We start from the raw sequence: 11,870 nt of genomic DNA, 5'->3' as shown, positions 1-11,870 counted from the left end.
ACACATTACATTTTACGCCCTTTGGATTTGGCAGGTGCTTGAGCTGCTTCTTGTTGTTCCTGCTGTTCCTTACTGTCGGGATTTTTTTGGCCTGATTTCAAAGGCTCTTTGATATTCTTGGTTGCTTCATTGGTTTTACCTTCTGAATTAACAGCTGTCTGTGTTTTGTATGCTTCGGTGGGCTTCGCCTGCTCTTTAACCTTATTCGGATTTTGAAAAGAGAAATCTGTTTTATTGGTTTCCTTGTTAAAGGTGATGTAACCATTATATTCCTTACCTTTCTTATCTACCAATCCGCTGACATAAACAGTTTGTCCGTCTTTGAATTTCTGATATTGCTCCTTATCCAGCTCTTTGTCCCTAAAGGTTTTCGGAACTTCCTGCGATTGGGCTTGCTGATTACCTTGCATCTGCTTATTGGAGTTACCCCTGTCAAACAGGAACTCTACAAAATGTTTATCAGCATTGAATTGTACGGTTGCATCAAACGCAGTTCCTTTTTTGGAAGTCATTCCTTCTATATAAAGTGGTTTGCCTTCCATTAGGATTTGCTTTTGTACATCATCTAGTTTCACGCCTTTGATCTCATCAGGGATTTTGATTTTGTCTGTTCGCAGTGCAACAAGCTCATTGGTAAGCCTGTCCACGCTGACAATGGATGGAATGCTCTCATTCGTTTTTGGATTGGTCAGATTGACTACACGACCCATATTGCCTGCCTGAAGCAGGTTGTCTTTATCTTCCTTAGTGAACTCGTGACCGAAAAAAGGAAAATTCAGGTTAGGTTCTTTGCGGATACCATGAATGGCAACCACAACCGCCCCTTCATCATTTTGTTGCAGAGACAGCCGTGCATCCATACGGGTAACAGCTGTGCCGAGATTAAGGCTTACAGGCACTAGCTCATTGGTTTTAAAACCTCTCAGTAAAGGATCAAGGAGGTTCATCTTTTCAAGTTTTTCTTTGTTCAGTCCGAGATTGTTCATTGTTTCCCAATCAATCTGTTCCGGTTTATAGCGGTACTCGCTTGTTTCCGATGTTGTCTGTTTTGTTTCCATACTATTTTTATTTTCTTGTTTATTATTTTTATCTAGTTCCGATTTTACTTCGTGTTGCTTCATTAGTTGTTCTCCTTCAAATGTTGGATGATCTAACTGTTTTTGCATTTCTTTTGCCATATTAATAGCCAATGGTACAGGGACTTTGAAGAACGAGAAATTGGTAGGGTTCTTCAACTGGCTGAAGAAATTAGAGAAGAAGTTGGAAAAGAAATCACCCTGCTTATCAACCCGCATAAACTGGTTCTGGTTCTTCTTTGTAGGGTCAACGGTTTCCAGCTTGCCATTTTCATCGATTCCCTTTACAGCCTGAATTTTCTTTTTCTCTTTATCCAGCACCAGTAATATCTCGGATAATTGTTCGGGAGATTGCGGTTTATCTAAAGTTTGTTCGCTCATAATTTGAAATATTTAAGTTCGATATCGAAAGTAAAAGAAGCTTCCACTGTTTTGCACTAAATGTCATTTATTGGCACTATTTGTCGCCCGTTGGCTTTTACTTTGGGCATGGAAGCGGTAAAACTTTCTCTGATGAACTGATGCACATCTGAGAGCTTATAATAAATTTTCCCACTAATTGTATAATAGGGAAGCTTGCCGGAGGAACGATAGCGCTGTAGGGATCGTGTACTTATCTTCAACATTTGCAAAATATCCTGATTGTCCAGTAGCTCTTCTCCATCAATAATAGCACTTTGATTTTTAGCCCCGCTTACCAATTCCATAAGGATGTCGAACCGCTCCATTATTCGCTCCATCCAAGCCATAAATTCTATTCTGTCAATATTCATGATCAATATTTTAAGTTCAATACACAGTTCATAGCAATTCTTTCAGATTGAGGTACTGTTTAATATGCCTATACAAAATTCATTTGCTTTTTTTAGATTTTATCCCAATGGCTTTCGTAGTTCCGAAAAATTTTAACATTTAAAATTCTTAAAGCCTCGGTTTTACTGGAAAATAATTCTCTAAAAAATGATGATTTCTTATTCGATTTAAAATATTCTCTTTTTAGGCCTCAATTATTTGAGTGATTCTGTCATAAAAGATGAATACAGTGATGATTTCTGTTTTAGATCGATATTGATTAGTCCATTTAGTGGCATTTATTGGATTTTATCCCAATGGCTTTCGTAGTACGAAAAAAATTAACATTTAAAATCTGTAAAAACCTTAATTTTTACTAGGAATTATTCTTTGATTAGTTCTAGCATAAAAAAAGCAGTATATCCTTTTAAATATGGATTTACTGCTTGTGTGCTTTCGTAGTTACGACTTTACTCTTGGTCTTCTCTCGACATTTTTTGCTGTAAGTTTAACGTTAATTCTTCTAGAAATTTTGTCTTACTGCTTTTACGGGCTTTGATTTCGGTATAGGTTTTATAGATGTTATCTAGTTTGATGTTGAAAAAATCTTCAAAGGATGCTGTTATACTATTAATATCTGCAGCACCATGATTAATTGTCCCATTAGAAAACAATGCATAAATCAATTCTGTTAAAGCTGTTTTTGGCCCTGTCCATACCAATACTTTGTGTTTTTTTTCTTCAAATATTTCGGAATCATCGACTTTTAGTCTTTTTAGTGCTTGCCGGATGTAGTGAATGAATCGGTACATTGCCTTTACTTTTGCCCAAAGCATGTCTTGTGATGTTGAAAATTCGGGAAACTGGTAGTAATCTGTCATGGGGGTAAAAGGAAAATTATCCCGATGGTTTCTGGTAAAGAATTGATGGTCTAGGTAACAGTATCCTTGTTCCATATAATGCACAAAATCGGCATTTCTGTAAAAAAACTTATTGATTTTTCGCAGTTCTTTTTGGAGGAATTGGACCTTATAAGTGTTGCCCGCCTTAGGCATTCTTAATTCACAGGAGCGTACTTCGGTGAAATAAATCAATAAACTCATAGGAACGGGTTTGATATTTTTGAAAAAATCAATCTCCTCTGGAACAGTGTTGAAGTCATTTTTATCGACTATCTCTTTTAAGTTCGTTAATGTTTTATTACACAATACAATTCCATTGCAAGCCTTATTTTGCATTGTTTCGTTTGCCTCTAAAATTTCATTACAGACAGTATTAAATGATTCAATTGCTTTTTCAAACATCTTTTTAATATTAGTTGTCAATATGCCTTCGTCATTTTGCAATTGATTTGTAATCATTTTGCAAAGTATTCATAACTTCCATCGCGTAATTGTCTCTTGCCTGAACATAGGCTACTTTTGGAATTATTTGGGCTCCTAATTTTCTTTTTTCAAAGGAAGCTGATACTCCAAAATCTATTTTTTGAAACTGCAGTTCATTAGCTCTTTTTATGGTTTGAAATAACAGTTGCCTGTAGAGTTGGTATTCTTTAGCCCATTTATAGTCCATCCCTATTAATTCCGGGACATAGGTGTGATTATTATTTTTGTAGCAAAACATAACTCCTACAAATGGATTTTCTGTTTCTGTTTTCAATGCTAATAATATGAACTCCCAGTTTTGACTTTCATTCATGTTTTCGAAAACTTCTTGAGAATATTTAAATGTATTGATAGCGTAATTATTGTCTTTTACATTGTGGTATAGTTGGTATGCTCTTTCTGTTTCTGATTTGCTCAATTTATCTTTTATTGTAACATCATAGTACTTTTCATAAGGTTCTATCTCTTTACTAAAATGTTTACGGGAACGCGGAGATAATGTTTCTGTAAACTCTTCGTAGGTATGCCAAACATGGTTTTGAACTACACAAGATTCAGGCATGTCTATTTTAAAATATCCTTGATCTACAATTGTTTTGTTGAAGCAATTGTCTTTTTCGAAATCTCTTAAAACTAACATATCTGCGTTTAAAGCATTGTACTTTTCTTCTAATTTATCCAAAAGAAGTTTCAACGCCTTTTCTGCCAAAGGGTGTTCTTGATTGATAAAACAGTGTTTTCCCTCAGTAAATAGAGTCCCCATATTCAATACTCTTGAAGTGAGGTATAAGGGATTGGTTTTTCTAATTTCTTCCAAATGGATGGAGACAGATTCAGTTGCCAACATATCGTCTTTCCAAAGGGCATAAGTAAAAAAGGTCATAAGTATTGTATCACCTTTATTATCTTTAATAGTGTAATAATAAAAATCCCATTGGTTTGTCGGGTCTGGATGCTGGCTGAATGTATTCTCTAAATAAACCAGTCCTTCCCAATCGAAAATATTATATTTTCCCATGTATTGATTCCATTCTGATTTTTCGATATCTTGAATGGTATTTTTTTCTTCAATAAAAAGTTGCTGATTATTTGAGTCGACAATCTTTTCTACTTTTTTACTGTCAATTCCAAAAGCCTGTCTGATTTTGTTTTCACTGTTGTTTGTTTCTTCCAACGCTTTAGGAAAATGGAATTCCAACGCTTCGGACAAGGCTGTAATGTCCTGTTGCTGATTGTGACTGGATAGCGTAATTCTAATTCCGGTATTCTTGATTGGTACGGCAGGATAAATCCCCAAATTTAGAAAAAATCCTTCCTTGAATAAACGTTTCGAAAAGTTATAAGCAGTTGCGGGTGTACCCATTCCTAAAAAGAAAACTGGTGAATCATTTTTTGAAATTATTGGAAGACTTCCTAATGTCAATAATTGATTGAAGTGAGCAATTTTATCCGCCAAATCTTTTTGTTTCAATTGTATTTCAGGAGATAAATGTATGTCTGCAGAGGCAATTGCTGCTGCAACAGACGCTGGTTCCAACTGAGCGGAAAAAGTTAAGGGTCCTCCAAAATTTTTGATTTTGTCTCTCAATTTTTGATTCTTGCAAAATAATGTTGCCCCACTGGCTCCAAAGGTTTTACTTAGTGTACTCACTACAATGCAATTTTCAGGTAATTCTTTGATAGCATCAAAAATAAAACCAGTACCGTTTTTGCCTTTCCAACTCATTCCATGAACATCATCAAAATAAAGATTTAGCTGTGTGTATTTTTGAGTTAAAGCCAATAATTCAGGTATGGGTGCATAATCCCCAAACATGGAATATACTCCATCGGCCATATACCAAATTTTGTTGCATTTAGTACTTAGTTGTTTTATTTTATCTTCCAACATATCCAAATTGCTGTGTCTGATCATTTCTACCGGAATTCCTCGCAGTTTTAAAAGTTGACAAGCATTTTGCACACTCCAGTGGACCTGGTGATCTATTATTACTGCATCCTCATCTCTAATGAGCGTTGGGATAATAGCTAAATGCCCCAATGTACTGTTCTTGGTTATAATAGGTGGTATACCATACATTTGTTCGATTTTACTTTCCAATTCACTATATAATGGATGTGAAATATATGATTTTGAAAGGGGGAATTGCGTACCATAATTACGTATGGCTGTTATTGCTGCCTCTTTCAGTCTAATATCTTGTTCGAGTCCCAGATAACCAGTTGTCCCGAAATGAAACATTTCTTTTCCCTTAATTTGGATTGTCCTGCCTGTTAATACCTTGTCTTCTGCATATAAGTGCAGTATGCCTTCTTTCTTTGCTTCCGAAAAAACTTCATCCACAGTATCGATAAAGTTATTGTGTCTAATTTTTGCCATTGGTTACTTATTTTTGGTGTTTTTTAAAATAGAGTCATAAATTTCATAAAAAAAATGAAAGTTATTTCAACTACTTCTTCAATACTCCCAAATTGACAAGTCAAATTCCCGAATTAACAACAAATACTGCAAAAAGCAACAAATATTCCCAAATTAACAAGCGCTTGTTAATAAATGTTTATATTTTTGTTAAATTATAAAACTTTAATTCATAGAACATGATTGCAGCCCATGATCTTTATGAGAATGATTTTGCGCGGTTTTGGATAACCGACGGTATACTTTTTTTTGAATATAAACCCAATACTATTATTGATCTTAAGGTAGCCCAATGTGTTGTAACTGATAGAATTCATTTTCAAAACGAAAAATCTTATCCTATTCTGTGTGATATTCGTGGTATTGTTGCGACTGAGAAATCAGGTAGAGATTATTTGGCACAATCTGGGTCTATATTGACACAAGCCGTTGGTCTTATTGTGCACGAGAAAGTATTGTTGACGATAAGCACTTTTTATGTACAGATTAGTAAACCTTCTGTACCTACTCAAATTTTCACTAAAGAAGAAGATGCTTTAGTTTATCTGAAAGGGTTTATTTAGTTTTTAGAAAGAAAAATTAAGAGTTTAATTTTATGAAAGCGTACAATAAAGAACGTATTGTTACCATTCATCAAATGTTATTTGAGATGGCACGTGGCAATTTTAGCAGTAGCATTCCCTTAAGCTCCAATGAGGACGAATTGGAAACGCTAGTTGCTTTAATTAATATGGTCGCAGAAGAAATGAAAGAGTCGATTTTTAATGTCGGCTATGTTAATGCCCATAGAAAACTTCAATTTATAGCTCAAAGTTCACTTGTTTTGGACGCCTCTTTTTCTATCAAGAGCTTTACTCCTGAAATTGCTTATTTTTTAGGTTATTCGGAATCTGAATTGATAGACCTGCCTTTGGCGGGCATTATTACTACAGTTTCTTTGCAACAACTTTATGATGTACTCGATGCAAATGTTTCATTGCCTACAACTATTGCTTTAGATTTTACACCTAATAAACATTTGCCTGTTTCTGTTTCCTGTACTATTGGAAAGTTAGTTAATAGTTCGGAAATTATATTAAATTTTGTTACTCCTGCCCGTAAAGATTCTTATCGTCCTTTGATGTACGAAAATGAAAACGAGAAATATTTTAAAACTCGAAAAGCTGATGCACTATTGATTCAGAAACTTTATGACTATATATTAGCACACCTTGAAGAACCGCTTCCATCGCTAAAAGTGCTTTCATCTGAATTTGGTACTAATGAACATAAATTAAAAGATGGCTTTCGTCATTTTTTTAAGACCAGTATTTACCAGTTTTATAATGATGAGCGTTTGAAAAGAGCTTATTTTATGATTGAACACACTACGATACCTTTGAAAAATATATCGGTGATGAATGGTTTTAACGATTATCCCAATTTTTCAAAATCCTTTAAAAAACGATTTGGTTTTTCTCCATATGAAATAAAGCGAAATGAAACCGGTTCTACTTCTATACTGGAAGGTTAAATTTTACTTTTTCAAACTTTATCCGTTTTGACCAAGTTTTGCTCCCAATAAGACAAGTCTTTTGGCTTTTGAATTCAGAATTTTGCTATGTAGAACTAAAATCTATGAAGCTATGAGATTCAATATCAAAATACAGAACTTGTTTTTAGAGTTTATTTGTTTGCTCTATATTATACTTTTTGTCTATGCAGCAGTCAGTAAACTATTGGATTTTGAAAACTTTCAGGCTCAGTTGGGACAGTCTCCCCTTTTAAGTCCCTTTGCAGATTTTGTGTCTATTACAGTAATTGTTCTGGAACTGATTATTGCAGTTCTACTGAGTGTCCCTAGATTTAGATATTTTGCTTTATGTGCTGCAGTAGCCTTGATGAGTATGTTTACTACTTATATAGTTATCATACTGCACTTCAGTTATTTTATTCCCTGTTCATGCGGTGGTATTTTGGAAAAGTTAGGATGGAAAGAACATCTTATTTTTAATCTGGCATTCCTGTTTTTGGCAATATTCGCCATTTTATTGCGATCCATGAATAGCCGCATTCTGATTCGACTATCCTTATTAGTTTTAGGAAGTGTTTTGGTCATTACAGGATTATTTCTTTTCTCGGAAGACATCATGCAAAAGGAAAACCCTTTTATTAGACGCTTTCCACAAGCGACAGCAGCCAAAGTAGGCAGCATTGATTTAAGAAATACATCTTATTATGTTGCTGGTACTAATAAAAATAAAATTTATTTAGCCAATCGTTTGGCACCTCTCCAAATTCTTGAAATTGATTCCAATCTAAAAAGCAAAAAGAAATACACCATCCAATTGGACCGTGAGAATTTTAATTTTAAGGCAGTCGAGATTCGGATTAACGCTCCATATTTCTATGTAATTGATGGGACGGTTCCTGTCATTTACAGAGGTTTGATTTCCCACTGGAAAGCCAAAGTAATGATGGAAAAACAATTCTATTTTTCAGATATAGTCTTTATCAATGATGAGCAGCTGGCTTTTAGAACCCAAAAACCTCCGACAGGAGAAAATATTCTGGGGATTGCCAACAACTATGAGAATCCAAAAATCAAATACAATCCACAGGTTCTGCAAAAACAGATGGAAGGAATTTTTGATACCGATGGTACACTACAATATAGCGCCACATTGCATAAACTGATTTACACTTACTACTATCGCAACCAATATATTATTACAAAGGAAAACCTAACCGTTGAGCATCGTGCCAATACCATTGACACTACTACTAAAGCAAAATTAGAAGTGATAAAAATAAAACAATCCGGGGACATAAAATTGGCAGCACCACCGTATATGGTTAATCGTCACACAACAGTACGGGGTAACTTACTTTTCGTTAATTCCCTGTTACGAGGCAAATATGAAGAGATTGATGTGTGGAAGTATGCTTCTGTAGTTGACGTTTATGATTTGTCAAAACAGACTTATCTTTTGAGTTTTTACGTGTATGATGAAGAAGCGGGGCGAATGAAAAACTTTTTCGCTGGCGATTCAGCGATGTATATCCTTTCGGGACATTATATGCTGAAATACGGATACGGGAAAAGAATCCAATCCAAAATTTAGTAAAGTATATAAATATTATTGAAAGATACCGGCCGGTGACAGGAGTAACGATCGAAAACCTGTAGAAAAGAGTAGATCAAATTCTATTAATTTAAATTTTAACATTATGAAAACAACCATTTTAAGAGCCTTTATGCTGCCAATTGCAGCATTTGCTCTGGCCAGTGCTGGTGCAGTAAGTACTAACACTTCGGATGTAAGCAAAACAGATGTTTTGATTACAGCTTACATTCACAATCCACCTGTAGACAACTGTCAGGAAGTGAAGAATGTGGACTGTAGCCCGGGTTCCGGACCTGCCTGTCTTAGTGGGGGCTTTACAGCCTACGGTGGAAGTGAAACTTCTTGTAATCAACAATTGCACCGCAATTAGTAAAATCATTTTTCAATGAAGATAATGCAGTTTTTTTGAAAAACTGCATTATTTTTTTATGTTTATTCCCTATTCCGTTTCTTTTGATACTGCTTTAAATTCAGCTTCCCCTTTCAGCCAATAATCAAACCATTCCATCATTCGCTGACTGAGATTCTTCTGGTTTTCTGGATTCTCTAGTGAATGGTCTTCGTCAGGATAAACGTGCATCTGTGTTGGAACTTCCAATTTTCGAAGCGCTAGATAAAAGGCAATGCTTTGATTCCACGGAATAATCCTGTCATTTTTACCTGCCCATAGCAACAGCGGGGTTTTTACGTTTTCGGCGTGCATAATGGGTGAGTTGCTGACATATGCTTCCTTATCTTCATACAGCGATTTTCCAATGCGGAACTGCTGATTTTCAAATCGCCACATATCAGACTGAAAATAACCATTCCTGCTGATATTAAAGTAATAAGAAATGATGTCGCTCACTCCGGCTCCGGAAACGGCGGCTTTAAAAATATTGGTCTGCGATATGATGAAATTGGTTTCATAACCCCCGAAAGAATGCCCGAACAAACCGATCTTATCTTTATCCACCAATCCTTTGCCTGTAACCGCATTGACTCCGGCTGTTACACAATCAACGGCCGAACTTCCAGGATTACCCATCTGGTAGATGATATCGGGCATCAGCACAAAATAACCATTGAGCGTATAATTGGTTACATTAAACCCCTCCCTATTCAAGAAGCTGGGATTGACATACTGATGAAGTTCATCAGACATTACATCATAGATATGGACTACCATTGGATATTTTTTTGTTGGGTCATAATTGGCAGGATAGAACAGCGCCGCTTTTAGTTTTTGACCTTTACTATTGTAGTAATACAGTAATTCAGATTTTCCAAAAGAATACTCTTTTTGCGGTTTGTTGGACTGAAATAAAATTTTGGAAGCGGTCTGGTTTTTCCTTCTGAATTCCAATCGCGGCGACTGATTGAAAGTTTGAGTCTGGAAGATATAAGCACTGTTTTTACTCTTGCGGATTTCATCTATTTTACTGGCTTCATATACTATGGGTTGTTCTTTCGATTTATCATTGTAAATAAAATATCCCGTTGACCAGTTTTCACTATTGGTGGCTTCGAGCAGTAGGTCTTCGGATAGATCAAAAATGGTGGGTTTCCTTCCATCATAGTTACTCTGTGATCGCCAGTCATATTCAATGGGAGTTATCCTGTAAACTAGGTTTTTCTCGTATCCTCTGGTTAATCGCTTACAAGAAGAACCATCGATAGCCACCAGCCAGATATCATAGGCATCATACAATAAAACATTCTTTCCATCATTGGTCCAGCCCGGATTGCCATAGGCTCCAAATTGATGGGGAGCATCAGAAGTATTATAGTTGTCCCAGTGAATTGCAACTTTTTTGGTCAGGTTGGTATGTGTTTTTTTCACAGGATCATACAACCACCAATTACTTTCCCGATAATACAGTATTCTGTTGCTGAAAGGATCAAAGCCCATCTGGTTCAAATCAACGGATTGCTTTTTCAGTATCAGCTCCTTGGAACCATCCTTTAGATTGGTTAAATAAAAATCCGCTTCTTCATAATATTTCGATTGCAGGCCATAGGAAAACTTATTATATAAAACAGCATACTGCTGTTGTCCGCTCAGCATGATTGACGGTAGCTCGTCATCGCTGATCTGTAAACATAAACCCGTTTCAGGATACCAGAGAGCTACTTTGGGAATATCGCCCTCAGTCTGCTGCCGTTGTCTGTCTGCATAAAGCCATTTGTCGTTGCCGTGCCAAATTTCAGGCACATCCGGCTTTTCTAAATTAGGATCCTTCTTTTTGGCTAACATAAAAAAAACTTTTTTTCCATCGTCGGAAATGGCATATGTGGTCCTTTTAAAAACTTCCATATTCTTTGAATCCGCTTTAGAGGCATAATCCAGTGAGAAGAGCTTTTTATCAGCAATTCTATAATAATTCACGGTAACTTCCTTAGTAGCTGAATCTGTCTCCCGTAAAAAAGCCACCGATTTAGAGTCCTTAGCCCACATCAAGTTAAAAAAGTGACTGCCGTTTGCTTTTGAAACAGCAGTATGTGAATAGAGGGTAAAATGAATAATCCCTATCTCGCTATAATCCTTTTGACTCGAAGCATACACAATCGCATCCTTATCTGCATTTAACACATATTCAGAGATACCGTCAATACTGTCAATCACCTTACCATTTGGGTTGCGGATCTGCATCAGGCATTTTTCACCGTAACCTTTATTCAGGGTGATTATATATTGGCCATCCTTTGCCAGCTCATACCGCTTAACATTGTCATAAACCGCAATTTTGCCTGTGGGCAGCTCCATTACTTTTAGTTTTGAATCGGGAGCTAGAAAAGCAAAGAGTTGTTCCCCTCCAAAACGACCGTCATTTCCTTTTGGGAAAACATAGCTTTTATTTTTAGCGATGTTCTGCACAAATAAAGTATCACTGTGGTTTTCGTAACGCATCGCATAACTTGCCCATTTCCCTTGGTCAGAAATGGCTTTTACTTCTAGTGTTCCCCATCTCTGGTAATCGTTCTCGGTTAATGCCTTCTTTTGTTGTACCTGCCCCATACAGGGACAGGACAGTAACAAAAGAAGTGTAGCCAATACTAAACTCAAAATTTCGAAGTCAATTTTTTTTCTTACTATAAGCATTGCTTTCAT

The 11,870-nt window shown here is 36.0% G+C and carries 9 protein-coding genes; 4 read left to right on the top strand and 5 right to left on the bottom strand.

Annotation, left to right across the window (positions count from 1 at the left end; genetic code table 11):
• Positions 1–5: 5 nt before the first annotated feature.
• The 4 genes from CLU82_RS17940 to CLU82_RS17925 form a co-directional block, all read right to left on the bottom strand.
• On the bottom strand, positions 6–1,457 hold the full coding sequence (locus tag CLU82_RS17940) for a DUF3945 domain-containing protein (protein ID WP_100844390.1): 1,452 nt from the start codon (positions 1,455–1,457) through the stop codon (positions 6–8).
• A gap of 56 nt (positions 1,458–1,513) precedes the next feature.
• Positions 1,514–1,849: a helix-turn-helix domain-containing protein gene (locus tag CLU82_RS17935; RefSeq protein WP_100844389.1), complete on the bottom strand. Its 336-nt coding sequence runs from the start codon at positions 1,847–1,849 to the stop codon at positions 1,514–1,516.
• Positions 1,850–2,338: 489 nt separating this feature from the next.
• On the bottom strand, positions 2,339–3,229 hold the full coding sequence (locus tag CLU82_RS17930) for an RteC domain-containing protein (RefSeq protein WP_232735267.1): 891 nt from the start codon (positions 3,227–3,229) through the stop codon (positions 2,339–2,341).
• Positions 3,204–5,633, bottom strand: a complete 2,430-nt coding sequence (locus CLU82_RS17925) for an aminotransferase class I/II-fold pyridoxal phosphate-dependent enzyme (protein ID WP_100844388.1) — start codon at positions 5,631–5,633, stop codon at positions 3,204–3,206. Before CLU82_RS17925 ends, CLU82_RS17930 begins: the two co-directional genes overlap by 26 nt.
• 218 nt (positions 5,634–5,851) lie before the next feature.
• On the opposite strand from CLU82_RS17925, the gene CLU82_RS17920 reads away from it, so the two are divergent.
• The 4 genes from CLU82_RS17920 to CLU82_RS17905 all read left to right on the top strand — a co-directional run bounded on the left by CLU82_RS17920 (position 5,852) and on the right by CLU82_RS17905 (position 9,149).
• Positions 5,852–6,235 carry a hypothetical protein gene (locus CLU82_RS17920; protein WP_100844387.1) on the top strand — a complete coding sequence of 128 codons (384 nt, stop codon included), beginning with the start codon at positions 5,852–5,854 and terminating at the stop codon, positions 6,233–6,235.
• Positions 6,236–6,267: 32 nt separating this feature from the next.
• The gene (locus tag CLU82_RS17915) at positions 6,268–7,185 is read left to right on the top strand and encodes an AraC family transcriptional regulator (RefSeq protein ID WP_100844386.1); all 918 of its coding nucleotides are present in this window, start codon (positions 6,268–6,270) and stop codon (positions 7,183–7,185) included.
• 112 nt (positions 7,186–7,297) lie between these two features.
• A complete protein-coding gene (locus CLU82_RS17910) occupies positions 7,298–8,776 on the top strand; it encodes a MauE/DoxX family redox-associated membrane protein (RefSeq protein ID WP_100844385.1) in 1,479 nt (492 codons plus the stop codon).
• Positions 8,777–8,909: 133 nt separating this feature from the next.
• Positions 8,910–9,149, top strand: a complete 240-nt coding sequence (locus CLU82_RS17905; protein ID WP_157813400.1) for a hypothetical protein — start codon at positions 8,910–8,912, stop codon at positions 9,147–9,149.
• Positions 9,150–9,218: 69 nt separating this feature from the next.
• Here the strand turns inward: CLU82_RS17905 and CLU82_RS17900 are convergent, their stop codons facing one another.
• Positions 9,219–11,870 (bottom strand): S9 family peptidase, encoded by a 2,652-nt coding sequence (locus CLU82_RS17900; protein ID WP_100844383.1) that lies wholly within the window; start codon positions 11,868–11,870, stop codon positions 9,219–9,221.

The sequence above is a fragment of the Flavobacterium sp. 5 genome (assembly GCF_002813295.1).
Classification (GTDB): Bacteria; Bacteroidota; Bacteroidia; order Flavobacteriales; family Flavobacteriaceae; genus Flavobacterium.
This window is presented reverse-complemented; position numbering and strand designations above follow the sequence as displayed.

Bases quoted from the DNA above. Each gene is read 5' to 3' on its own strand.
- CLU82_RS17935 (WP_100844389.1), bottom strand. From the start codon at position 1,849: ATGAATATTGACAGAATAGAATTTATGGCTTGGATGGAGCGAATAATG.
- CLU82_RS17915 (WP_100844386.1), top strand. From the start codon at position 6,268: ATGAAAGCGTACAATAAAGAACGTATTGTTACCATTCATCAAATGTTA.
- CLU82_RS17910 (WP_100844385.1), top strand. From the start codon at position 7,298: ATGAGATTCAATATCAAAATACAGAACTTGTTTTTAGAGTTTATTTGT.
- CLU82_RS17905 (WP_157813400.1), top strand. From the start codon at position 8,910: ATGCTGCCAATTGCAGCATTTGCTCTGGCCAGTGCTGGTGCAGTAAGT.
- CLU82_RS17900 (WP_100844383.1), bottom strand. From the start codon at position 11,870: ATGAAAGCAATGCTTATAGTAAGAAAAAAAATTGACTTCGAAATTTTG.
- CLU82_RS17930 (WP_232735267.1), bottom strand. From the start codon at position 3,229: ATGATTACAAATCAATTGCAAAATGACGAAGGCATATTGACAACTAAT.
- CLU82_RS17925 (WP_100844388.1), bottom strand. From the start codon at position 5,633: ATGGCAAAAATTAGACACAATAACTTTATCGATACTGTGGATGAAGTT.
- CLU82_RS17940 (WP_100844390.1), bottom strand. From the start codon at position 1,457: ATGAGCGAACAAACTTTAGATAAACCGCAATCTCCCGAACAATTATCC.
- CLU82_RS17920 (WP_100844387.1), top strand. From the start codon at position 5,852: ATGATTGCAGCCCATGATCTTTATGAGAATGATTTTGCGCGGTTTTGG.